This window comes from Mesorhizobium temperatum (assembly GCF_002284575.1).
In the GTDB taxonomy this organism is placed as follows: Bacteria; Pseudomonadota; Alphaproteobacteria; order Rhizobiales; family Rhizobiaceae; genus Mesorhizobium; species Mesorhizobium temperatum.
The window spans coordinates 49,870-74,205 of record NZ_NPKJ01000003.1; the positions used below are offsets into that span (position 1 = coordinate 49,870).

The 24,336-nt window shown below is 58.4% G+C and carries 19 protein-coding genes and 4 pseudogenes; 8 read left to right on the forward strand and 15 right to left on the reverse strand.

The features are described from left to right. Positions 1-14 precede the first annotated feature (14 nt). The 10 genes and pseudogenes from CIT26_RS00395 to CIT26_RS00430 form a co-directional block, all read right to left on the reverse strand. A protein-coding gene (locus CIT26_RS00395) for an IS5 family transposase (RefSeq protein WP_095490729.1) occupies positions 15-778 on the reverse strand; the annotation gives its coding sequence in 2 pieces (ribosomal slippage) (positions 15-440 and positions 443-778; 762 coding nt in all). A gap of 36 nt (positions 779-814) precedes the next feature. Next, a pseudogene (locus CIT26_RS37230) lies at positions 815-1,020 on the reverse strand (CoA-transferase); the annotation flags it as partial. Positions 1,021-1,079: 59 nt separating this feature from the next. Next, a pseudogene (locus tag CIT26_RS38155) lies at positions 1,080-1,433 on the reverse strand (C45 family autoproteolytic acyltransferase/hydrolase); the annotation flags it as partial. 131 nt (positions 1,434-1,564) lie between these two features. Beyond that, positions 1,565-1,873 (reverse strand): annotated as a pseudogene (locus CIT26_RS38160) (carcinine hydrolase/isopenicillin-N N-acyltransferase family protein); the annotation flags it as partial. Next, positions 1,765-2,016, reverse strand: a complete 252-nt coding sequence (locus CIT26_RS37235; RefSeq protein WP_245318929.1) for a C45 family peptidase — start codon at positions 2,014-2,016, stop codon at positions 1,765-1,767. The pseudogene CIT26_RS38160 and the gene CIT26_RS37235, both read right to left, overlap by 109 nt. 223 nt (positions 2,017-2,239) lie before the next feature. Continuing rightward, positions 2,240-3,961, reverse strand: coding sequence for an ABC transporter ATP-binding protein (locus CIT26_RS00410; protein ID WP_095490730.1), 1,722 nt, complete (start codon positions 3,959-3,961; stop codon positions 2,240-2,242). After that, positions 3,954-4,841 (reverse strand): ABC transporter permease, encoded by an 888-nt coding sequence (locus tag CIT26_RS00415; RefSeq protein WP_342586977.1) that lies wholly within the window; start codon positions 4,839-4,841, stop codon positions 3,954-3,956. Before CIT26_RS00415 ends, CIT26_RS00410 begins: the two co-directional genes overlap by 8 nt. Positions 4,842-4,849: 8 nt before the next feature. Next, complete coding sequence (locus CIT26_RS00420) at positions 4,850-5,842, reverse strand: ABC transporter permease (protein WP_245318905.1); 993 nt, start codon at positions 5,840-5,842, stop codon at positions 4,850-4,852. Positions 5,843-6,143: 301 nt separating this feature from the next. After that, positions 6,144-7,745 carry an ABC transporter substrate-binding protein gene (locus CIT26_RS00425; RefSeq protein ID WP_095490732.1) on the reverse strand — a complete coding sequence of 534 codons (1,602 nt, stop codon included), beginning with the start codon at positions 7,743-7,745 and terminating at the stop codon, positions 6,144-6,146. A gap of 306 nt (positions 7,746-8,051) precedes the next feature. Then, positions 8,052-8,549 carry a hypothetical protein gene (locus tag CIT26_RS00430; protein ID WP_095490733.1) on the reverse strand — a complete coding sequence of 166 codons (498 nt, stop codon included), beginning with the start codon at positions 8,547-8,549 and terminating at the stop codon, positions 8,052-8,054. Between the two features lie 529 nt (positions 8,550-9,078). Between CIT26_RS00430 and CIT26_RS00435 the strand changes: the two genes are divergently transcribed. The 4 genes from CIT26_RS00435 to CIT26_RS00450 all read left to right on the forward strand — a co-directional run bounded on the left by CIT26_RS00435 (position 9,079) and on the right by CIT26_RS00450 (position 16,118). After that, positions 9,079-10,851 carry a CocE/NonD family hydrolase gene (locus CIT26_RS00435; protein WP_095490734.1) on the forward strand — a complete coding sequence of 591 codons (1,773 nt, stop codon included), beginning with the start codon at positions 9,079-9,081 and terminating at the stop codon, positions 10,849-10,851. Between the two features lie 795 nt (positions 10,852-11,646). Further along, the gene (locus CIT26_RS00440; RefSeq protein WP_095490735.1) at positions 11,647-11,973 is read left to right on the forward strand and encodes a hypothetical protein; all 327 of its coding nucleotides are present in this window, start codon (positions 11,647-11,649) and stop codon (positions 11,971-11,973) included. A gap of 32 nt (positions 11,974-12,005) precedes the next feature. Further along, entirely contained in the window at positions 12,006-13,022 is a 1,017-nt protein-coding gene (locus CIT26_RS00445; RefSeq protein ID WP_245318926.1) for a UvrD-helicase domain-containing protein, read from the forward strand. A 120-nt stretch (positions 13,023-13,142) separates the two neighbouring features. Next, positions 13,143-16,118, forward strand: coding sequence for a Tn3 family transposase (locus tag CIT26_RS00450; RefSeq protein ID WP_095490737.1), 2,976 nt, complete (start codon positions 13,143-13,145; stop codon positions 16,116-16,118). 39 nt (positions 16,119-16,157) lie between these two features. Here CIT26_RS00450 and CIT26_RS00455 read toward each other — a convergent pair. Beyond that, positions 16,158-17,042: pseudogene (locus CIT26_RS00455) on the reverse strand (metallophosphoesterase family protein); the annotation flags it as partial. Between the two features lie 435 nt (positions 17,043-17,477). On the opposite strand from CIT26_RS00455, the gene CIT26_RS00465 reads away from it, so the two are divergent. Then, positions 17,478-18,653, forward strand: coding sequence for an extracellular catalytic domain type 1 short-chain-length polyhydroxyalkanoate depolymerase (locus tag CIT26_RS00465; RefSeq protein ID WP_095490740.1), 1,176 nt, complete (start codon positions 17,478-17,480; stop codon positions 18,651-18,653). A 215-nt stretch (positions 18,654-18,868) separates the two neighbouring features. On the opposite strand, the gene CIT26_RS36325 is transcribed toward CIT26_RS00465, so the two are convergent. Next, a complete protein-coding gene (locus CIT26_RS36325; RefSeq protein WP_167391221.1) occupies positions 18,869-19,189 on the reverse strand; it encodes a hypothetical protein in 321 nt (106 codons plus the stop codon). On the opposite strand from CIT26_RS36325, the gene CIT26_RS38615 reads away from it, so the two are divergent. Further along, positions 19,112-19,585 (forward strand): DUF982 domain-containing protein, encoded by a 474-nt coding sequence (locus CIT26_RS38615; RefSeq protein WP_425350315.1) that lies wholly within the window; start codon positions 19,112-19,114, stop codon positions 19,583-19,585. The two genes, CIT26_RS36325 and CIT26_RS38615, sit on opposite strands and share 78 nt — an antisense overlap. A gap of 287 nt (positions 19,586-19,872) precedes the next feature. Here the strand turns inward: CIT26_RS38615 and CIT26_RS00475 are convergent, their stop codons facing one another. Both CIT26_RS00475 and CIT26_RS00480 read right to left on the reverse strand, forming a co-directional pair. Then, the gene (locus tag CIT26_RS00475; RefSeq protein WP_095490741.1) at positions 19,873-22,254 is read right to left on the reverse strand and encodes a putative bifunctional diguanylate cyclase/phosphodiesterase; all 2,382 of its coding nucleotides are present in this window, start codon (positions 22,252-22,254) and stop codon (positions 19,873-19,875) included. Between the two features lie 36 nt (positions 22,255-22,290). Further along, on the reverse strand, positions 22,291-22,767 hold the full coding sequence (locus CIT26_RS00480; RefSeq protein ID WP_425350316.1) for a putative pterin-binding protein: 477 nt from the start codon (positions 22,765-22,767) through the stop codon (positions 22,291-22,293). A gap of 225 nt (positions 22,768-22,992) precedes the next feature. On the opposite strand from CIT26_RS00480, the gene CIT26_RS00485 reads away from it, so the two are divergent. Together CIT26_RS00485 and CIT26_RS00490 are read left to right on the forward strand one after the other, a co-directional pair. Further along, on the forward strand, positions 22,993-23,370 hold the full coding sequence (locus CIT26_RS00485; RefSeq protein WP_245318907.1) for a 6-pyruvoyl trahydropterin synthase family protein: 378 nt from the start codon (positions 22,993-22,995) through the stop codon (positions 23,368-23,370). A gap of 330 nt (positions 23,371-23,700) precedes the next feature. Beyond that, positions 23,701-23,955: a hypothetical protein gene (locus tag CIT26_RS00490; RefSeq protein ID WP_095490743.1), complete on the forward strand. Its 255-nt coding sequence runs from the start codon at positions 23,701-23,703 to the stop codon at positions 23,953-23,955. A gap of 186 nt (positions 23,956-24,141) precedes the next feature. On the opposite strand, the gene CIT26_RS37240 is transcribed toward CIT26_RS00490, so the two are convergent. Beyond that, the gene (locus tag CIT26_RS37240) at positions 24,142-24,315 is read right to left on the reverse strand and encodes a hypothetical protein (protein ID WP_245318910.1); all 174 of its coding nucleotides are present in this window, start codon (positions 24,313-24,315) and stop codon (positions 24,142-24,144) included. Between the last annotated feature and the right edge of the window lie 21 nt (positions 24,316-24,336).

Here is a 24,336-nt window from a genome sequence, read left to right on the forward strand (position 1 = left end):
GGTCGTGTGGACACTTATCTGATCCAAAGGACGGTTGCAGCGATGGTGACGATGGCAAGGTAGTTTCGGGCTGTCTTCTCGAATCGTGTAGCGACACGTCTGAACTGCTTGAGCCTGGAGAAGCAGCATTCGATCAGGTGACGCTGGGCATAGAGGTGCTTGTCGATCGGATATTTGAGCGCCCGTGACGGGTTGTTGGGAATGACGGCGATGGCGCCCTTGTCTGCGATTTCCTGGCGCAAGGGGTCGGCATCGTAGGCCGCGTCGGCCATGACGACCTTTGCGGGCAATCCCTCGATCAAAGTATAGGCCTGCGGGCAGTCGCCGCGTTGGCCAGCCGTCAGGATGAAGCGCACTGGGCACCCAAGGCCTCGGACGGCCATGTGGATCTTGGTGCTCAGACCGCCACGCGAACAGCCAAGGGCCTGATCTTCAGACCCCCCTTTTTGGCCCCCGAGGCGTGCTGGTGGGCGCGGATGATGGTGGAATCGACGATCAGATACTCAAAGTCGGGATCATCCGACATCGCCGCGAAGATGCGCCACCAGACGCCCTTGCGGCTCCACCGGCTGAACCGGCGGAAGACGCTGTTCCAATCTCCAAATGCATCGGGCAGATCGCGCCAGGGAGAGCCAGTGCGAACGATCCAAAGCACCGCTTCCACAAACATCCGGTTGTCGCGGCCCGACGAACCTCGCGTCCGCTGGTCGCCGATGATGTGCATCGACATGCGCTCCCACTGGTCGTCACGAAGAATCAGACGGTCGAGAACACCCATGGCTGTCTCCAAAAGACAGCCTTGAATCTGATTTGCTCAGCCATGGGAATCCCAAGAGTCCACACGACCTAAACCGCCTTCGACGACGTCGAGCACGCCAAGGTTGGTGATGATCCGATCGACCACGCCCTGGCCGTCAGCGGCAGCGTGCAGGCTTTTAGGACCTTCGACTCCCCTGCCCTGTTGGTATGGTCCATGACGACCATCACCCGCTTTACGCCGGCCACCAGATCCAGTTGGCCCAGTCGTCATTGAAGTTAATCCGCGCCTTCCGGATGACTCCTCGGGTTGTCCGGCTGGCTTAGACGACGCGCACCGTCCCGCTAAGAGCGTTGCGCTCCTCAGGCGTGACGTGGACGCGCCATACGACCCGATCCGGGAAAAGCGCGAAGACGGCCGTGGCAAGGGTCTGGGCGTAATCGTCCCGCCGCCCATCCTCGCCGCGATAGATCGGGGTGGTCTCATCAAAGAGCACCGCCTCCGCGCCCCTCGCGAGCGCGCCTTCCGCGATCATTAGGTCCGCCGCATCCAGCCGGTTGCGGGAAGAGAGGGCGATCGTCTGCTCCAGCCCGTCGAATTCCTCGAAGAGCAGGTGGTTGGCGTGGGCACGCGGCGAGGCGACCTCCCGAACGGCGCAGCCGGAGGCGGGCGCCTCGACAGAGGCAAGCCGGCGGGTCTTCGCCTCACCGAGATTGTGATGAAAACCACGGGCACGGTCCTTACGCTAAGTATGTCGACTGCTTCGTCCAGACTTCTCGCATCGAGGATCGCGCGGCAGATGATCTGCCGCGGCACGCCCGGCTGAAGATCATGGGCGCTAATGTTGTTGACAGTCTGGACGAGCCCTGCCTCGTTCGAGCCGAATGTGTGCCCCAGCAACTGGCCGGGGTACATGAAGCCGCTCCAGGCCGGGCCCTCATCGGGCTCGACCTCGGCCCAGAGACAGGCGCCGAGAATCTCGGCATCGCCGTCCTCGTTATGGGCAATTACTGCGGGCCGTCGCCGTCCCGCGGAATGAGGAGCGAGGTGCAGCCCGTGGTAGCGAGCGCTTTCGTTGCCGGGGAGACGTCCTCGGAAAGCTGCAGGTCGCCCCAACAGTTCCAGAGGAAGACCGTTTCGAAATCTTGCCCGACGCCCGCGGCGATCCCCTCGATCTCGCGTACAAAGCGGGGATAGGTCGCGCGAGCCGCGGATTCCAGCGTCTTCAGATAGTCCGAGCCAGCGCTTCTCCAGTGCACGATCTTGCGCGCTGCGCGGGGCGTGTTCGAGGAAGCCGGCGCTGGCTCGCCCGAGGGCGACGCCGATGAAGAAGGCGTCGCCCTTAGCGCGGACGCGGGAGATGGGATTTCTGGACATACAGGGCCTCTGTTTTCTGTGAGCTTACACGACGCTAGCGGGAGCGAGCCGGCGGCGAGTAAAGGTCATGCGGTCGTTATCCGCAGTTCCTGGCACGGCAAAAAATTATCCTAATCGATCTGCTCTCTTCGTCCTCTTGCCCGGCACCACCTGCGCTGGTTCATGGGTGCTTTCGCCGGGACGCTTCTGAATCACGCCATCCAGCCAGTCTGGGTCCATCTGTGGCACCGAACTCATCAGCAGTTGCGTATAGTCATCGAACGGTGGCGAGAGAACGGCATTCTTCTCGCCAAATCTAACCACTCGGCCACGGTGCATGACGGCGACCTCGTCCGCAATCGCCTTCACGGTGGCAAGGTCATGCGTGATGAAGAGATAAGAGACTGACAGTTCCCTCTGGAGGGACATCAACAGCTTCAGGATGCCCTCTTGTATCACTTGATCGAGCGCCGAGGTCACTTCATCGCAAACGATCAGATCAGGATTGGCCGCCAACGCGCGCGCGATCGAGATGCGCTGCTTCTGCCCGCCGGAAAGCTCCGAAGGGTAGCGATCAATATAAGCCCCGCTCATCTCGATCATGTCGAGTAGTTCGTTTACGCGCTGATTGGCGGCCGACCCCTTCAGTCCGAAATAGAGTCGCAGTGGACGCGAGAGCAACGTGCGCACTGTGTGGCTGGGGTTCAGCGAGGTGTCGGCCGATTGATATACCAGTTGGATACGGCGCAGTATGTCGCGAGTGCGCTCTTTTCGTAACGGCGGAAGCCGAGTGCCATCAAACATCACCTCGCCTTGCTGAACTCTCAGCAACCCGCAAACGACTCGGGCCAAGGTTGACTTGCCTGAGCCGGATTCGCCGACCACCGCAACTGTGTGACCGCGCGGCACCGTGAAACTGACATCCTCCAGCACCCGCACGTGCCCATAAGCCGCGTTGATATGCCGAATATCGAGAATAGGTCGCGCCGCCACGGTCGCCGATTTTTCGAGGCTCCGTACCGCCCAAAGAGTTCTGGTGTAAGGGTGCTCGGGCGACGCAAGCATTCGCCGCGTCTCGGCTTCCTCAACCTTGACACCGTCCTTCAGGACCACGATCCGGTGGGCCATCTGCGACACGAGTGCCAAGTCATGGCTGATGTATATGGCGGCCGTTCCAAACTGCTGGACGACTTTGCGAATGGCCCCAAGGACCTCGACCTGAGTCGTCACGTCGAGGGCTGTCGTCGGCTCGTCGAAGATGATGAGGTCCGGCGCGCAGTTCATCGCCATCGCCGTCATCAGGCGCTGCAACTGGCCGCCAGAGACCTGGTGGGGATATCGTTCGCCGATCCGAGCGGGGTCCGGGAGGGCAAGCTCACCGAACAGGGTCACCGCTCTTTCAACGGCTCGCTTGCGTGGTTCTGTCTTATGGATCTCAGAGCTTTCGACCACCTGATCGATCAGCTTATGCGCAGGGTTGAAGGATGCGGCGGCACTCTGCGCTACATAGGCCACGCGGACGCCGCGCAGATGCCGTTTGACCGATTCCGGGCAGTTGCGGAGGTCGATACCGTCGAAAGTGATGCTTCCATCGACGATTATGCAGCCTTCGTTCACGATCCCCAGTCCTGCCAACCCAAGCGTCGATTTGCCGGCACCGGACTCACCGATCAGGCCGATAACCTCGCCGCGGTGAACGTCAAGATCTATACCACGCAAAATTGGAACAGTGGTATCGTCGACTAAACCATTGATGACGAGATTGCGAATCGTGAGTAGCAAGGGGCCGCGTTCCGTTCCGCTCGGCAAAGATTCAACCTTCTCGATCGTTGCGTTCTCCTCAGCCATTGGAGCCACCCCTGATCTGCAGATACCAATCGACTATGAAGTTGACGGCTACGGTAATCAGAGCGATGGCAACCGCCGGGATCAATGGGGTGATATCCCCGTAGGTGATCAAACTAGCATTCTCGCGAACCATGGAGCCCCAGTCCGCCATCGGTGGCGGGACGCCAAGGCCGAGGAATGACAGCGAAGAGGTGGTCAGCAGTACAAAGCAAAACCGCAGGCCGAATTCTGCCACCAGTATTGGGAGAATGTTGGGCAGAATTTCCTGAGTGATGATCCATAGCAGGTTCTCCCCCCGAACCTGTGCAGACTCCACGTAGTCTGACACCGCAACGTCCATTGCCAACGCGCGGGCGAGTCGGAAAACGCGGGTTGAATCGAGAATTGCGATGATTAAGATCAGGTTCTGGATCGATGTTCCGAAAACGGACAGCAGCATCAGTGCAAAGATCAACCCAGGGATCGCCATGAGGATATCGATGAGGCGTGAGACCACCTGGTCCACCCAACCACGGAAGAACGCGGCGATGATGCCCAGCGTGCCGCCCATCAAAAAAGCGATACTCGTCGTTATGATGGCGATACCAATGGAATTGCGCGCGCCATAAATAAGTCGGCTGAGGACGTCTCGACCAAGCTGATCCGTGCCAAACAGATTTATGCCGTTCCAGGACGCGAATGGTTCCCGGGAGACCAGTTCGGATTCGCCGAAAGGAGCAATTAGGTCTGCGAAAAAGGCAGCGAACAGGTAAACCGCGACGATGGCGAAGCAGAGCTTCACGTTGAGGGGCGCTTTCCGGAGGGCATAGCTAAATCTATTGCGCCTGCCTGAGGTGAGTTTGGCGCTCGAAGAGATATCGGTTGTATTGGGGGTGTTCACGATATCCATCACCTCGGGTGGAGCAGCTTAGGATTCGTGGAGATTGCGATAATGTCCGCAACGAGATTCAGGAGGATGTAGGCGCTCGCAAATATAAGTGCGCACGCTTGCACCAGCGGTAAGTCGCGCGTGCGAACTGCGTCCACCATTGTCTGGCCTATCCCGGGATAGACAAAGACTGTCTCCACCACCACGACGCCCACCACCAGATAAGCCAAATTTACGGCCACGACATTGGCGATGGGGGCCCAAGCGTTGGGTAACGCATGCCGCAGGATGACTCGTGCCGGGGAAGCACCCTTGCATTTTGCCATGTGGATATAGGGGCTGGATAACACGCCGATAATCGCCGACCTGGTCATGCGCATCATATGGGCAATAATCCCGATCGTCAGGACCAAGACAGGCAAGGTCATACGCCGGACCCACTCGGCTACGTCCATGCCGTCCTTGACGTTGGATAAGGTCGGCAGCCAGCGCAGTCTTACGGCGACAAAAATGAGTAGGATATACGCTATAAGAAATTCTGGAATTGAGATCGTTGTTAGCGAAATTCCGTTCACGACCCGGTCGAAGGCGGCACCCCGATACAATGCACAGAGGACGCCGAGGACGATCGAAAGTGGAACCGCAATGAGCGCGGTCACACTAGCCAATAGGAATGTGTTGCGGAGGCGCGACGAAATAATGTCGGCAACGAACCGGGGTGCACCTGGACTGGACGATAAGGATTCGCCGAGATCACCGTGGAGGATGCCGCCGACCCAATTGAAGTAACGGGTCGCGACGGGTTGATCGAGGCCAAGGCGGGACTTAAAAGCCGCAACTGTTTCCGGGGTAGCGGACTGACCCAAAATCGCGGTCGCAAAATTGCCTGGAAGCATGCTGACGGTCGAAAAGATGATAACCGAGACAGCCACCAGCGTCAAAACGCCGAGGAGCAGCCGTGAGATGATTGTTCGGATAAGAGGCGGTATCATCTTTAAGTTGCGGAGGATCATTTCTTCGGCCTTCCGAGTAGTCGAGTAGTCACTATTGCAGGGACATGGGGGTGCGGTACAATCGTTGCCGCCGATGTCAGTCGGCAGGCAGATGTCAGCCGCAAAGCCGTGATTGGACGTTTGCCCAATGATGTAGCGCGCAGCGTGCAACGACCTACGGAGCCACCGCCGAAGACGTTGTATCGCATGCCCTTACGTGGCGTGTTAACAATCGGCATTGAGCCGAGTCCCAAGGAAGAAACGCGCCAAGGTGATGAGCGCCTGACGAATCAGGCGCTCGCGCAATCGTTCGATTTCCAAACTATGCAGTCAACCACCAGCGCTCAGACGCACGCCCATTGTCCAGCGGAAATACACCGCCGACTTTGTCGAAACCAACCTTTTTGGAGACTGCATTGGTATAGTTTAAGAAGGCATACACAATCGCGCCACCTTCGTCGTGCAAAATTTGCTGCATTTCCGCGTATTGGGAAGCGCGCTTGGCTTGGTCGGTTTCGCCGCGGGCTGCGACCAAGAGCTCATCGAATCGCTTGTTGCTGAAATGGGTTGGATTCCAATCAGCGCCCGTCTGATAAAATTGGGTGAAGAGCCAGTCGGCAGTTGCACGGCCGAAATATTCGGCCGAAGCGAACGGTTTCTTTAGCCATACCTTGTCCCAATAGCCGTCGTTGGCCTCAAGTACCAGATTGATTTCGATGCCGGCCTTGGCGGCTTGCTCCTTGAATAGAGAGGCGGCCTCTACGGCTCCTGTGGCAGCCGAAGGAGCTACCGACAGGTCTATCTTCAGCGTCTCGTATCCCGCCTTCTTCAAGTGCTCCTTCGCTTTTTCGATATTGTAGGCATGTTGCGGCTGCGGATCAACGGCAAAGAGCATCGATGGCCCCAACGGGTTATCGTTGCCAAGTTTCGCTGTACCAAAAAAGATCTTCTCTATGATCTCCTCTCGATTGATGGCGTATTTGAGTGCCAGGCGAACATCTTTATTATCGAACGGCGCCACCTGCGTGTTCATGTCGAAGGAATCATGACCGGCGCTGGGTACCAGCTGCAGCGCGATGTCGGGATTACGTTTCAACATGTTGAGAGTCTTGATATCGACACCTTCCATAAACTGCACCTCGTCAGTAACAAGTGCATTGGTGAGGGCTACGCCGTCAGTGATGACCAGGAACTCGACCTCGTCAAGATAAGGCTTGCCTTCCTTGTAGTAGTTCGGATTGCGTTTTAGCTTCGCGCCCACGCCAGGATCGAATTGCTCAAGCAGGAAAGGACCGGTACCGACCTTCGCAGTCCAGTCTAGGCCGCCCTCAGCCTTCGCCGGCATGATCGGCAGGTGGAAGTCGGCGAGCAGATATGGGAAGTCGGCGACCCCGCTCTTCAATTCAAAGGTGACGCCGTCCTTTCCATCAGCCGCGACTGAACCAACCTGGGCCAGCATGGCCTTCGCGCCGGAGTTGGTCCCCTCACCCATATGGTGTTGCATAGATGCGATGATGTCCGCAGGGGTGACGTTTTTGCCGTTGTGGAAAGTGGAGCCCTTGCGGAGTTTGAACATCCATTTGGTAGCGCCCTCCGAAGGTTCAAAGCTTTCGGCCAAATCCGGCACCACCGAGCCGTCGGGGAGGATTTCTGTCAAATTGTTGCACATTGACCCGCCGAGCGCTGCAAGTGCGAATGTACTGGGCCAGGTAGCCGGATCGAGCGTGTCGCTCTGGGACCCACCCCCCACGCCGAATTTCATGAATCCGCCCTTGGTCGGTTCGGCCGCATTGGCATGCCCGGGCTTCAGCAGGACGGAGCCGACGCTAGCCAGTGCAGCCGAGGCGGCCACGCTAGCTAGGAGTTCGCGGCGAGAAATCTGGCTGGACTGGAAACCAGCCGTTCGTTTAATCCCCTTAGGCATAGAAATCTCCCGATTGCCATTGTTCGTTGTTGTCTTGATGCTTTTTAACGGTGCCGTGCCACTGTACGGTTGCGATGTGCGGTTTCAATTGCTGGCCACCTCGAGAGGCGTACGCATCCCTGGCGAAGGCGCAGGTCGCAGCCGTTTTCTCCGTAAATCCTCCGAGACCTCCCGCTCCTTGTGATGGCCGCCGCACCGGTGACGCCGCCACCTCCTAGGCGGGAGCACTTGTCAGGCTTTTGCGTTTCCACAAGGAAACTTGAAACGCTGCTTCTCAAGTAGTGGTTCAAAAGAGTGGTCCAAAAACTATTGCGCGTCTAATATTATTTGGGCATAGGGTGATCGCGTATGAGCAACAATGTTCCCGGGCATTTGCAGTCTCAGCAGTACACGTTCGCGCGCGATGACCTCGATACCAATGGTGTTCCAGCCACGCTCAAGATCGCAGACGATCGTTCCGTAGCGCTGCCCCATGGGCCAAGCCGAGTCGTCGATGCCGACCACACGCGGCGCTTCCGGCGGCTCGAACCCAGCCGCGCGGATCATCTGCAGCAGGGTGTCGCCGCTCGCCGGCATGGCGAGCCTGTCCGATAGGTGTGAGCCCGGCTCGCCACCTGCCGCGAAGCCGATCGCCAGCTGCTTTAGCCGAGCCGGACCGTGGATCGAGCCTTCGGTTGAACCGTGTAGGGAAGCCTCTCGGTGAAGATCCGGCGCGGGCATGTGGATCGGCGCATCGAAACCGTCGTGCTGAAGCTGGATTTCGGCAAGCCGCCCCTGCCACTGCAGATTGCTCAGCCGGCGCATGTAGTGACTGTGGACCCGGCGGGCTCGGCGGCAACATGGACAGCACAAGTCTATCGCCTTCGCCGGGCCACAAGCACCACCACCCTCTCGGCCTGCGGCAGAATTTGGACAATGGGAGCTCGGGTGAAATCAGCGAGCAGAAGGCATGAAGCATGGGCAAATCACGGCGTCGACTGCGATTCCGACTCTATGAACTTATTCGCACCGTCCATGAATGCCGCAACCGCACCGAATATGCGGAAGAACCCAATCCTTATCGCCGCGCCGCAGTCCGGCCTAAAGCCAAATGAGCGATGTTCAAGGACCGGGTCGCTGTGGGATACAAGCCGCCCTCCGCGGTCGCAACGAACGCCCGAAAATGCCAAAGGGGCATACTGTTGCTCATTCGCGATTAATCCATGCCCAAAAAATGTTGGACGCAATGCTGCGGGAGGCGCCAAACATCCCGATCGCCAGAACGAGCCTACCTGCGGATCGAACGCGATAATTTCGATGCATTCGGGAACGATATCGCGAAAGGGAGAACTGCATGAGCATCTCGTCTCAGAAAACGTCACATTCGATCTTTGGCTATGACTGCGATGGTGCTGCTGCCAAATCGGATAAGGTTGGTCCGCTGGATTCCACTTACGTGACTATGCGCGATGGCGTAAGGATTGCGTTGGATATCGTTCGTCCAATGGGTGACGACGCCAACACCAAGCGCGACACGATTCTGGTGATGACACGCTACTGGCGCGGCACAAAAGGAGAGTCATCCAACCAGTGGGCTGACCTGCTCGTACCAAGTGGTTTTGCCGTTGTCGTTGGAGATTCTCGCGGCACCGGTGCTTCTTCCGGCCAGTGGCCGTATCACCGTGCACGCCCCGAAACGCTCGATTTCAGCGAAATACTGGACTGGATCGTCGCCCAGCCCTGGTCCACGGGTCAGGTGATCGGCTACGGCCTGTCCTACACCGCCAACACGGCGGACTGGATGGCGGAGCGAAATCATCCAGCGCTGAAGGGCATCATACCGCGGTTTGCGGACTACGATTCTTATGAGGATTGCTTTTTCCCTGGCGGAGTGCCCAACCTTTTTGTCGTGCAAACTTGGTCCGCCAACGTTAAGGAGCTCGACCGCAATGTGAAAATTCTGGCCAACGGACAGCGCTCGCCGGGCGTTCGTCCTGTAGGACCCGATGGCGAGGCGGACCTTGCCGAGGCACTGCGTGATCACGAGCGCGCGGTGCCCATTTCCGAGGGATTCCAGCAGGTCACGTTCAAGGATGATCGTCCGACCACCTGGGGAGGAGTCTCCATGATCGAGTGGAGCACCCAGGAAGTGGCAGACCGGATCTCTCGCTCACGTACCCCAACCCAAAACTTGGCGGGCTGGTTTGATGGTGGAACGGCGCAAGGTGCAATCCGTCGCTTTCTGGGACAGTCAAATCCGATGAACTTGATCATCGGCCCTTGGAACCATGGTGGCGACTATGCCTATGATCCCCTCCGGGACCATGGTGAGACGATCGTTCCAACTTTCGCGTCTCAGTACGCAAATGACGTCAGGTTTGCGGGCCTCTGCTTCAACGGCGAGGCTGGCAAACAGCAAGGGAAAGTCCTCCACTACTACACGCTCGGCGAGGGTGCGTGGAAATCGACCCGTTCCTGGCCGCCCGCAGCCACGCGCCAGCGATGGTACATGACAAGCAGCTCACGCCTAAGCTCATCGCCCGGAGAGGCGGGCTTCGACCAGCTTGAGGTCGACTCTACAGCCGGTGACGTTGAAACGAGCCGATGGGCAACCCAGATTGATCGCAGACAGGTGGATTATGGAGACAGGCGGCAGTTTGACGCCGCTCGTCTTGCCTACACCGGCGAGCCGTTGACGCGTGACCTTGAGGTCACTGGACATCCCGTCGTCCACTTGAACGTAACCTCGACACGTGAGGACGGTGCATTTCTGGTGTATCTAGAAGCCGTGCGGCCGGACGGGGTGTCCCTCTATCTTACGGAAGGGCAACTGCGTGCTGTGCACCGGAAGGTGTGGACCGATTCACCGTTCCGGGCGCTCGGGCCGCAGCACAGCTATCTTAGACGCGACGCCGAGCCACTCATTCCGGGCGACGCCGCCATCCTCACCTTCACGCTAAATCCAATATCCGCGCTCCTTCCGGCGGGTCACCGCTTGAGGGTGGTTTTGGCCGGCAGCGACAAGACCACATTTGCCACTGTGCCCGCCGACGGCCGGCCACCAATCCTCAAGTTCCATCGTGGCCAGGCAGGCTGTTGGATTGACCTGCCCGTTATTGAGGCCTGAGCAGAAGCCCAAAATGTTACAAACTACGGATCTGCCGAATGGGGGAGGTTTTCGGCGATCTTGTTCGGCGTTAAACCGAGATATGACGGTTGGATGTACCGGTGAACGCACCTCTCGCCGAATCTCCTCAACACTCCCGCTAACTCCAGTCCTATGTTTTCGGCCATGTTATCGAGCTCCTGGTGAAAAAGGTAACGACTACGCTCGCAGTTCAAAGAGCAAGCGCTATGCCAACTAGTCGGATCAGCCGGTGACGATGCGAAACGAGCCTGTACGGCGCCAGCGGCATCCGCCGCAGGTGCGACCAGCTCAGCGGCCGACAGTTGGCGATGCCGACAGTTGGCGATGTCGGAAACCGCACAAAATTGTGCCGTCGCAAACACTCGGAACCGGTAATTGTGTCGCTTTGCAGTTAATTATGAGAATCGCTTGTCAACGATTTCAGTTGGTTAGCTGTGGACTTAATTTGAGAACGCGCACTTAATTTGATAATCAAATCGGGCCATTGGCATTTAATGTGAGAAGCGGTGTCGGCAAGGTAACGGGGTCGAATTTACCCGAGACGGCGCATGAAATTCAAGGAATTCATGACCTTCACGCTGATGCGATTGCAGTTAAATTGAGAATCTGAGCTACCCCATTCTCGCAATTAACTGCCAGACATAACCGAAATGACCGCATTCTCACGATTAACTCCAAGCGACAACAGGCGGGCGCATCACCGACTACAAAAGCGCCAAGCCGCCTCCGAAACATCAGCGCATCGCGTTGGGCCAGGGACGGGAACTGCAGCGCGTGCTTTACGCGATCGCGGTGCGCGCGTTGCTGCCCGAAGTCAGGACGGTTGTGGCGCGCCTGATCTATCTCGCCGACGATCCGACAACTTTCGAGCTCAAGGGCGACGAGCTCGAGGGGCTGGTAAACGAAGCGGCAGGCTATCTATCGGCGGCAATGGCGATCCTGCGCAGCGGCAGGATTGCGCCGCGTTGGGAACAGGACGCGCTTTATGACGATATGCGTCTGGCACTTCCGGCCGATCGCGAAAGCTATCTGCGCCGCAAGACCTCTGAGTTCCGAGCGGCCAACCAGCCGCTCAACCGGCTGTGGAGCGCCTCGACATGACGCTCGTCGATCAGGACGCCCGTTGCCGTGCTATGAGCGATTTCTCCTCGATCCTTCTGGTCGAAGCGGCCGCGGGAACCGGCAAGACCTCGCTGATGGCTGGTCGCGTGGCGATGATGCTCGCCGCCGGCCATCATCCCGGTGACATCGCGGCTATCACCTTCACAGAACTTGCGGCGAGCCAGCTCGCGCGCCGTATCAGGGAGACGATCGACACGCTGCTGTTGGGGGATGTCCCTGCTTTCCTTCAAGCGGTTCTTCCCCAGGGCCTTTCTGAGCAGCAGCGAAATGCGCTTGTCGCCTTTTCCCCCCGGCTCGATGAGCTGACGGCGACGACCATCCACGGATTTTGCCAGACGATCATCCGGAGCCATGGCGTCCAGGCTGGCCTCGACCCCGGCGCCCGAGTGGTCGATGCGACGGTCGCCGACAATCTGTTCATGGCCGAGCTGTCAACCTGGTTTTCCCAACGGCTTGCGGCCGATGCGGCGGAAGACGACCCGATCGTGGTCCTGGCTGAGGAAATCCCGCTTCAGGTCGTCGACCTCATAAGGGAACTCGCGAGCCTCCGGCGCAAGCATCCCGATGCCCAACCGATCCCTCCGTCCTCCGGCGCACGGCCGGACATTGATTTCGTTCAGGCGGTCGATGATTTCGACCGGTGGCAGGCGAGCATCGACCCTGACAAATGGCTTTCCGACATCGCGCAGGAATTGCGCCGGCTTGTAGAACGCTATCAAGGCTGTCTCGCCGACGGCGAAGATTTCGGAGCCTTGTGGCGGCTTTGCGATCCGGGGACCGGTCGTCTATTCGAGCGCAAAGGCCTGCAACTCAAGACCTACGACGAAGCCGCCCGAGGCTTAGGCGCTCACCGCAACGAAGTCGGTCCAAACGACGGCCGGGTGCTTTATGAAGCCGTCGTCGTCTGCTGGAACGAACTCGTCGGTCATATCGCGAGCACGCTCGTCTGCTCGTTATCGGCCTCTCTGGACCACCTGCTTGAAAGCTATCAGGGGGCGGAACAAGAACTGTTCCCGCAGACACGCTAAGACCGAACGAAGCACGAACGCGCGTGATTGATCTGTAGATGAAGCTGCCGGCTGGTTGAAAGCCTCCGGCCGATGGCGAACCACTTCTCCTTGGAATTTAGTGTGCCGAGGAGAACGCGAGTGGGTAGAAGAAGGCTCATCAGTTCGAAGGAAGCTACGACGCTCCTCGGCATAGCGACGGACGAGGATAGCCTGATCCGTCACTTTACACTGGACCCGGCAGATCGTTTGGAATGCGAGCTCCGCCGCCGACCGCAGAACAAGCTAGGCTTCGCAGTTCAACTCTGCACAATGCGCCAAACGGGGCGGCTCTTGTGGGATAACGAGCAGCCCCCCGTGGCAGTGATCAACTATCTCGCGGATCAGCTCGGTGTCGACGCGCGCCTCTACGCCTTCTATGCACATCGAGTACAGACGCGTTTCGATCACAGCCGGTCATTGATGGCTTACCTCGGTCTGCAGACCACCTCCAAGCAGGATCGGCGTGCCGCTCTCGTAGCCGCGATCGAAGCGGCCACCAATGGTGATTCCGGTTTGCCAATTGCGACCGCAATTGTTGAGGAGTTCCGGCGACGAAGAGCACTCCTGCCCTCGCTGCATTCCATCGAGAAGATAGGCCTCGGCGGTCGCGCGATAGCTCGCCGACGGGCTGAGAACGCGCTCATCGCGGGTTTTCCGCCTGATCGGCTTGCATCAATGGACGGGCTGTTGGAGGTTGACCCGGCGATCGGCCAAACCCGCTTTCATTGGCTGCGATCGGCGCCGGACGCGCCAGGTGCGTCAAACCTGGTCGGGCTGACAGAACGCATTGCATTCCTGCGGAAGCTGGAAATCGACGCGAAATTGCAAGCGCGCATATCATCTGGACGGTGGGACCAGATGATCCGTGAGGGTAACGCCACGCCGGCATGGCTGGCCAACGATTTCAATGCGAGTCGCCGGCACGCTTTGATCGTGGCGCAGGTCATCAAGCTCGGCCAGAAGCTCACCGACGACGCAGTGTCGATGTTCATCAAGCTGATGGGTCGGCTGTTCTCGCAAGCCAGTAACCGCAAGAAGCAGCGGCAGATGGATTGCAGGCCGGATACCGCTAAGGCACTGCGCATGTTCCTCGACACGATCACAGCCCTGCAGTCCGCCAACGACTATGGTCGGAACGCGTTGGAGGTTCTCGATCAGAAGGTCGGCTGGCATCGGCTGCTCCGCATGAAGCCTGATCTCGAATCGATGGTCGAGGGCAACGAGGCGTCGCCCTTGGCCTTGGCGGCCGAGCAATATGCGACCGTCAACAAGTATGCCGGTGCGTTCTTGCAGGCGTTCATGTTCCAATCGGCGCGCCGACATGATCCGCTTCTTGCGGCAATTTCTCTGCTGAACCGGCTCTATGCCGAGAAGCGGCGGACACTCCCGGATCGCGTCCCGGTGACCCACCTCAGCCAAGCTGATCGGAGGCTCATCTTCGGCCAGGGACGACCTGATCGCCGACTTTACGAGATCGCCACCCTCGCGGCTTTGCGGGACCGGCTTAGATCTGCGGACATTTGGGTCGATGGCAGCCGATCCTTCCGGCCAATCGACGAGCATCTCATGCCGCGGTCGACATTCACCACAATGAAGGAAGAGGATCGACTCGGATTGGGCGTTGAGGGTGATGGCGCGCAGTGGCTTACCGACGCGCGTCAGATGCTCGACTTCAACCTGAATCGCCTGGCGCACAGAGCACGGTCCGGGAAGCTCGAAGGTGTTCGTCTTGAAGCCGGGACGTTGATCGTTACGCCAACTGCTGGCGAGGTTCCGGCGGCGGCCGAGGAACTGAATGCCGAGATCAGCGATATGTATCCAATGATCGAGGTTCCCGACCTGTTGAGGGAAGTTCATGAATGGACCGGCTTTGCGGATTTCTTCACGCATGTTCGCACCGGCGACGTCCCAAGAAATGTCTCGGCAATGCTGGCCGGAGTGCTGGCCGATGCTACCAACCTCGGTCCTAAGCGAATGGCGAGCGCGTCCAAAGGCATCAGCGCTCACCAGATCAGTTGGATGCGCACCTTCCATGCCCGGTCAGCTACCTACCGCGCGGCCCAGGCCTGCGTGACGGACGCACACACCCGCCATCCGCATTCTCGCCTTTGGGGCAATGGCACGACGTCGTCATCTGATGGCCAATTCTTCCGAGCAAGCGACCGAGCCGCAAAGCGCGGAGATATCAATCTACATTACGGCAGTGAACCCGGATCGAAGTTCTACAGCCATCTGTCAGATCAGTACGGCTACTTCAGCATTCTGCCCATCAGTCCGACCGAAAGCGAGGCTGCCTATGTGCTCGATGGGCTATTCGATCAGGACACGGTCCTCGACATCCAGGAGCACTTTACCGATACGGGCGGTGCGAGCGACCACGTCTTCGGGCTGTTCGCCCTGATCGGCAAGCGGTTCGCACCGCGACTGCGCAATCTCAAGGATCGGAAGTTCCACGCGTTCGAGAAGGGCGATGCATATCCGGCGCTGTCGAACCACATCGGCGCGCCGATCAACACCACTCTGATTCTCGACCATTGGGACGATTTGCTCCATCTCGCGTCGTCGATCACGACGCGATCCGTGGTGCCGTCTACGATCCTGAAGAAGCTGTCCGCATCTCCGAAGGAAAGCCAGCTCGCAAGGGCGCTACGGGAACTTGGTCGGATCGAGCGCTCGCTCTTCATGATCGAGTGGTACTCGAGTCTAGCATTGCGGCGGCGTTGCCAAGCTGGCCTCAACAAAGGTGAGGCCGCACATAAGCTCAAGCGCGCCGTCTTCTTCCACGAGCGTGGTGAAATCCGTGACCGATCGTTCGAAAGCCAGGCGTTCCGCGCATCGGGCCTCAATCTTGTCGTCAGCGCGATCGTACATTGGAATACGGTCTATATCGAACGGGCCGTCACCCACCTACGCAACCTGCATCGCCAGATTCCAGATCACCTGCTCAAGCACATCTCGCCGCTGAGCTGGGAACACATCAATCTGACCGGCATCTACACCTGGGATGCGGAACATCAGATGCCTGAAGGCTTCCGGTCGCTCAGACTTCCGGCTCGGTTACGCCACGCCGCATGACGTTCATGCGCCGTTCGACCTTAGCGTGTCGCTGGGAACAATTCTTGTTCCGACCCCAAGATGTTCGGAATTTGCAGCTTCCCGCGCAGCCCCCAGAGTGCCTGCTACCGTGGTCACCATGTGACGCCAATCTGCAACGCCATCGAGGTCGATCACGACGCGCTCGAACTGTGCGATGCTGGTGAACCTCTCCTCAACATGGACCGTTCGGTCATCAGCGATCGTAACAAGGCTCACCGATTTCGGACCGGATTCGTTGATGTCGCGCCCCTGGGGCATGCCAGGCATCACGATCGTGCACCGTCCGGTACTGATTGACCGTTTGTGAATGTGACCGAGCGCCCAATAGTCGAACTCTGTCGCCTCCAGATCCGCGACGTTGCAGGGTGCGTAGGGATCGTGCCCCCGCGTTCCTGCGAGGCTGGTGTGCAGGAGACCGATATTCACAGCGCCTTCGACCCGTGGCTTGTACTTTCCGACCAGACTCTCGGGACACTGGGCCTGCGCAAAGCTCAGTCCGTGAATGACCACAGGGGTCGCTCGATCCCCCAATTCGAGCGAAATAGCCTCGGGGCGCCCACCGTAAACTTTTACGGTTTCCGGGTACGTCAGTTTTCTGGTGATCTTCGACAACGCATCGTGGTTGCCCCGGATCATGAACACCCGGACTCCGGCCTGGTCCAGTCGGCGGATTTGCTCGGAAAGGAACCGCGCAGTTTTCATGGAGGTCTGATCGCCGTCGTAGAGATCACCTGCGAGAAGAAGCGCGTTGACCTGCTCGGATAGGCAGAGATCGACGATATTGACAAAGGCACGCCGCGTCGCGTTGCCAATCAGTTCGCCTAATTCCGGGTTGCGCAGCGCCAAGGACCGAAGAGGCGAATCCAGATGAACGTCCGCCGTGTGAACGAATCGAAAAGCCAATACCCCTTACCTTTCACCTTCGCGCGAGAAGGCTTTGATTCCCCGACACCGATACTGGCCTGCACTTAGGTTCCTGCCTAGGCAGCCAACTCTCGCGATTTCAGGTTTCCACAGGCTAATGACAGAATCTGTCGCCAGCCGCGGATCGTGCAGTTCCCGGCGCCGCGGCCTCTTTTTGAGGACTGGTTTTGAACACCGAGAAGTTGGACCGTTTTGAACAGGGAGAAGTTTTCAAAATCGAAGGGGTCCGGACGTCGGCTACACTGCCGCTATCCCTACGGCAGCCCCGTCTGGCGGAAGCGGGAGGTGACCTGGAGGCGCTCCGCAACATTCAAATGAAAACTTGTTATTGTGCAGTGCAGCAACGATATTGCTGCAAGTGCGTTGTGCGCAGCGCTGGGGCCATCTTAGCGGCCGACCACAAGGAATACTGACTTGCGAAAAATCTCCGACACCATCACCCGCCTTGCGGCATTCCGCGCCGGGCAGGGTTTTCAAAGCAATGGCCAAGGCCGTGATCGGTTATCGGATCTGGCCGATTTCGGCTCCAATCCGGGCGCCTTGCGGGCGAGGATCTACGTTCCGGATGATTTGCCTGAAGCGGCGCCCCTCGTCGTCGTACTGCATGGCTGCACGCAGACCGCAGCCGGGTACGACCATGGTTCCGGCTGGTCGCAACTGGCCGACCAGGACGGTTTTGCCCTGCTGTTTCCCGAGCAGCAACGCGCCAACAATCCCAATCTCTGCTTCAACTGGTTCGTGCCCAGCGATACAAAGCGGAACGGCGGAGAGGCCCTTTCCATCCGCCAGATGATAGAGGCGGTTGTCGTCGAATATGGCCTCGACCCTGAACGTATCTTTATCACCGGCCTCTCTGCCGGAGGCGCCATGACATCGGTGATGCTGGCTTGCTACCCGGAGGTCTTCGCTGGTGGCGCGATCATCGCGGGCCTGCCATATGGGAGCGCAAAGACGATCCCGGAAGCCTTCGACCGCATGCGCGGTCATGGCGCGCCCTCGGAAAGGCAATTGCAGAAGGCCCTGCGCGATGCCTCACCGCACAGAGGTCCTTGGCCTTCTATATCGGTCTGGCACGGCTCCGCCGATCAAACCGTAGCATCTTCCAATGCTGATGCCATCGTCGGACAATGGCGGGCCATTCACGGGCTCGATGCACGTTCTACCCGATCAGAAGTGGTGGATGGTCATTCGCGGCATGTCTGGTGCAATGCCAAAGGGCAGGAGCTGATCGAGGAATATCGCATCGCCGGAATGGGCCACGGTACACCACTTGACACGGCCGGCGACGCCGCGCTGGGCGCTGGGGCACCCTTCATGCTTGACGTCGGTATCTGCTCTACCTGGCATATCGCGCGCTTCTGGGGAATAGCGAAGTCGTGCGTCAAGCGAGATGCGAAGCCGGCAAGGGCCAACAGCGAGGCGCCCGCGGCCAGTTTCGCACGCGCTTTCTCGATGCCCAAGGTTGGGGTTCCCAATGTCCCTCACTCTGCGAAACGTGCGAACATCCCGCCTTCTCAGAAGCCCAACTCCGCCGCGGGGATACGAAAAGTCATTGAGGACGCCCTGCGATCGGCAGGCTTGATGCACTAGGGTCTCGCTGAAACGACACTTTTAGGGAACTGCTCGACATTGCCACGGCGCATAAAGAGCACGGCATCAGCGTTTCTTCAGCGCTGCAGACTCCAGTGCGGTCTGAGCCGTGCTCCACCGCGCCAACGGGTGAGAGAACTCGAGGTCTTGTTAAGAACGCGTTGACCTGATCGATCGTGCTCCTGCTCTAGGACTGTAAACGCCCGCGCTACGCTCTAGCAATCGGTCCGATCTAGGGCGCTGCAAAGCCAAGTCGGCATCCTTGCCCGCGGACAGTTGGCTGCTGGCGGGGCACGCGCCATCTTGAACGTCATCGGGCTGACAACACATTCTGCGATGGTCGCCGACGATCCCAACGGCGGCTTCTTCACAGCCCCGTAGCCGTTCGACAATTTGGAGGAACGAATGAACGTCACGGCATCAGCAGCCCCGTCTTCGTCAAGCCTGGATCCTACTTTGTGCAGGAGATTGTCGATCTCGCAGGCGCGATCGAGTTTCTGGAGGAGTGGCCAGAAGACCGCCGCAGTCTGATCCATGAAACAGCGCTCCGCGCGTGCTGCCAAGCACACGACGGCCGTAAGCCGATGGGCCTGGCGCGAAATGCCTTTGTCGCTTCGCGAAGCGAGCCGGAATCCTGGAAGACCCCGAGGCAATCATGCCGTGGATCGCTGCTTCCAATTCGGGCGGTGGACAGGTGCAGGTGTAGGCTCGTTCGGTGGTCGCCTCTTTTGCCGCCAAGAGCCCCGCGTATGCCAATCTGCCCGGTCGCCTTTATTGGGCACGGACAACGACTGGAGGCGGCGGCAGACCAGCCTGTGCCGGTTGCGGCCGACCGTGCAGGAGAACGACGAGCGTGCAAACAACGGAAAACGGCCAGGCTGCGCGGGGTGAAGGTCGCGGCCATGCGGGCAGATAGGAGCGTCAACTTATAAGGGAGCGCGGCGGTCTCAAGCCTGGCCATTCGGATCAACATCGAGATACCGTGCTAATCAAATTTTTCAAATTTTACCGCCAACGCAGCCATCTGTTGCGGTTCCGGGCCCGATATGATCGAGATTACCGCCAACCACCCGAGCGTTCCTGCTAAAGGAGCGTATGGCAGATAGATGCGCCAATGGCGGCGAGGAGCTCCCACGGGGCCATATCCAGGTGCATAGAGCGAACGGGCTTACAGGCTCCAGTCGGTGGCGAGATTCATCACGGCACGGGCTGATAGCAGTTACGCAGCAGCCGCTTTACTCCTACGACTGCCGAGGGAGTCCGTTATTGCAGCTAGCGATTTTGGTGGGCTGAATAGATATCCTTGAACCTCGTCGCAACCTGTAGCGCGAACAATTTCCAGCTGATCCTCAGTCTCTATTCCTTCAGCAGTGGTCTTCATGCCCAAGGCATGGGCCAAACTGACAATCGCGTGCACGATCGCCATGTGATCCTGATTTGTGGAGATTTGCTCCACGAAGGAACGGTCTATTTTGATCTTGTCCACGGTATATTTTCTGAGATAGCCGAGCGAGGAATAACCGGTGCCAAAATCGTCGAGTGATATGCGGACACCCAGCGCCCGCAAGTCGCGCAGCGCACCGGACGACCTTTGGCCATCCTCAAGCAACAACGTTTCTGTCACTTCTAGTTCAAGGCGATTAGCAGGAAATCCCGTAGCGGCGAGTACTCTGGAAACCATCTCAACGACATCGCCTCGCATGAACTGCGTTGGCGATAGATTAACGGCGAAATTGAGCTCGCCCGGCAGATTTGCAGCTGCTCGGCAGGCTCTTTCCAACACCCACTCGCCTAGGTTGACGATCAAGCCCGTGTCTTCGGCGATGGCGATGATTTCCTCGGTTTCGACGGGTCCGTGTCTGCAGCCCGGCCATCGCAACAGTGCTTCAAGTGTCGTGACTTGCAGCGTGTGAATGTTCACGATCGGCTGGAATACTACATCGAACTCCTGGTCAAAATCGGCGGCACGCAAATCGAGTTCAATCGTCCGACGACGCTGAAGACGCGCATCCATCTCGGGCTGGAAAAAGCGATACGTACCACGCCCGTCTCCTTTGGCTCGGTAGAGCGCCAAGTCGGCATTTTTCAGAAGCGTGTCTGGGTCATCGGGAATCCCGGAGGTCACGGCTACGCCGACGCTCACCCCGATAATCACCTGATGCCCGTCGAGCTGGTATGGCTCGCTAAGAACCTCGAGTATACGTTGGGCAAGTTGATCAACATCGGCTGGCTGTGTGACATCCGCCTGCAGGATCACGAATTCATCGCCTCCCAGCCTAGCCACAGTGTCCTCTCGGCGAACGAGGGTTGCGATGCGCGCAGCAACCTCGCGGAGTAGCCGATCGCCCATGGAATGTCCGAGCGTGTCATTGACGTTCTTAAAATGATCGAGATCCAAGCAGAAAACCGCGGCAGAGCGCTGATGCCTTTGGCACCGAGCCAGCTCACTCACCATCCGGTCACGAAGCAGAATTCGATTAGGTAAGTCAGTGAGAGCGTCATGGCGCGCCATGTGCACCATTTGGGCCTCAGCGTGATGGCGTTCGGTAATATCGTCGTAAGTAGCCACCCAGCCTTCATCGTTCATCGGTTGATGCAAAATTGAAATCACGCGACCATCGCTCAGCTCCTGCAGTAACGTACCCCGCTTCTTTCGAGCAATCAGGCTAAGTTGTTCCGAATGGATAGTCTCGGCGTTGTCCCGGGAGCAGATACCCGTCTGGACCGTGAGCCGTATGATATCCTCAAGGGTACTCCCCGGCCGCAGCGATTCCGGAGACAGACCATACATGGCCGCCAACCTGCGATTGCTAACGATAAGCCGGCGGTCTTCGCCGAACATGCAAAGCCCCTGCGACATGTTGTGTAGTGCAGTATCGAACAGACGGTTTTGGGTGATCAACTCATCATTTGCAGCGTGCGCTGCAGAATTGGCCTTCTCGAGTTCCCCGCTCGTTTGCACTAATGTCGCATTGAGCGCGTGGAGCCTTTGCTGAGCCTGGATAAGAAGTCGGTGCCGTCTTTCCAAAAGTACAATAAGCACAAACGTGCAGAGCACGAGGCCCCAAGCCAGGGCAGAGAACGTCCAATGCAGTTGCAGAAGTTCTTGTTGGTCGCGCGCGACCTGTTGACCGCCGTAATTATTGGCCTCCGCGGCGAGACCGATGAGGTCTCCTTCCAGAGGGACCATTTCTGATAGGATGGCTCTCGCAGTTGCTGGATTCTCAACCTGCTCGATCAGCATCGCGGCGCGATGGAGGAAGTTCGATAGTGATTCAACCGTCCTTTGCCGGTCGTCCGCTTCCAGCACAAACGGCTGAAACTCGCCGCTGCGAAACAGCTCAAGCCGATTCTTGACGATTTCAAACCGAAGCTGCGCCTCTTGCTTCGAGCCTTCACCGGCCGCCAATTCGCTGACGCGCTGACGCAGCCGCAAGAACTCGTTCACGCCCTGACCTGCGCTCCAGGCCACATTGTAGCGCGAGACCTTGGCGAGCATCTCCTGTCGCTCGAAGATGAGCGTCGAAAGATAAACTGCGCCAAAGCCGAGAACAAGGATCGCGGCGCTAAGGGCTATTTTTAAGGGGTGAAAAGCGCCCACTAGAGAACTCTGCGACAACGCATCCGTTATCTTTTTTTATCGCACAATGAGGCGTGTAAGTTGCCAAATCGAGCGTGCATAGTATTTTTGGGCGTGCAATTCTGGAGAGCTGTCGTAAGGATACACTACGAAGAGGGGCCCCTTATCGCTAACCGGCATGTATTGCTTATCGCGCTTCAGCGCCAATATCACATCGAAGTCGTCAAAATCCTTAAGAGGAATTGTCGTACGGTAGTCGTTCAGCGCTATGGCGACTACTTCCGTGCCGTGCGCTCCGACAAGCGCCATAATCCGTTTGAGTGAGACGCCCTCGAACTCGACGGGTCCGGAAAACCACGGCGCAGTGGTGGTCAACGAGGTCATACCGAGCTTCTCGAGCATCCCACGATCGAACTGCGCCACACCGTCAGCGTTAGTCACTCGGATATTGCCCTCGATCGACAGGATGGGCGTCTCCTTTGGCGGCAACAGCTGTTGATCCTGAACGTGCCCCGGAGATATGGTCATCAGCATAAGCGCAACAGCTAAGGCAAGTGCACCGCGAATCCTTGACATCATTTTATCCTTTCCCTCACGACCCGCTTTCAATGCGTCGCGATCCTTGAACGCCGCGTTAACTGCGCGCGCAAAATCGCGGGCTAATGCCTCTTTCCATTGAGCCAGGGGCCGGCTCAGCCCGTTTGACACTGATCAATCAGAATGTCAGAAGCTCTGCCTCGGCATTTTAAGGAGTGAATTTTGGAACGTTCTGCCAGCGTCGCCATGGTCGAGACCTACAAAGAGTTCACATTCGAGGCCGCCCACCAGCTACAGCCATTTTCCGGGTTACACGGCCACACCTTCAGGGTTCGAGTCCACTTTAAGGGCTCACCTGATGCGGTGTTCGGCTGGCCGGCCAATCTTTACGAGGTAGAGCCGAGAATTAGTTCGGTGCAAAAAATCCTGGACCATACATACCTGAACGACATTGACGGTTTGGCGGTGCCCTCCTTGGAAAACATCGCCAAATGGATCTGGGACAAGCTGGCGCCTCATTCCCAGCAAATTCATCGCATTACGGTATCGCGCGGCCCGGATGGGCAGGCCGAAGGCTGCATATATTCGAGGAGGCCCTGATTGCCGGGGGCCAATCGGCCCTTAAATTGCGGGTAGCGGTCAAGCCATTTCTTCGTTCTTCCATGGACGAGATCTGTGGCGGAGGTGTTTGGCGATGTTCCGTTTGAGTGCCTCAGCTATGCAACGAGGGCCCGGACACTCCAACCTCAGCCGAATTCGACGAGTCACCGCACCAGGCCCGGGCAGAAGCATTGTGTCAGCCTTCAGTCCTGTTTGTCGTCGCCGGGGTCAACTGAACCGCGGCAACAGGCGCTGAGCGCCGCGCGGACACAATTTGACGCGCGACCATCTCACCAAGCCGATCCCGCCTTCCGTCGACAGGTTGAAGCGTTGGCCGGCTATGGCATTCCCGAACTCGGCATCGCCCGGTTGATCGGCGTCGACCCGAAGACGCTGCGCAAGCACTACCGCTCCGAGCCGGATCTCGGTCACCTCAAGGCAAACTCGGCGGTGGGCCAAAGCCTGTTCAAGAAGGCGACAGGCGACGGCCCGCATCTTCTGGACAAAGACCCGCTTGGGCTGGAAAGAGACTGTCGTCAACGAACATGGCGGCGTTGCAAACAAGTGTGCCGCTTCACAATTTAGATTTCATTAGCAACGGCGCTGATAAAGAAGCGGCCGACGGGGCCGCAATTTTCCGAGACGTCGGGCCTGACGCTTTTGCGAAAGGCCAGGTTCATGGCAGTTGTTTCCGCGCAATCTCCCGGCCATGAAGCATCTTTCGGATCAATCGAAGCAATCGAAATGGAGCTTCTGCTTCGCCGCTGGCGGTCAGCGCTCAAGGGTGGCGAGGCGCTGCCAGCTTATGAGGAAGTCGCGCTCGACGGCCTCGGCCGGATGAACGAGCATATCGCCGTTGTCCGGCAGGACGAGGACGACAGTTTCGAAATTATCAGAATCGGCGAAATCTTCCAGAAATGGCTCGGCGTCACAGCCAAGCGCCAACGGCTGCGCGAACTCCAGCCG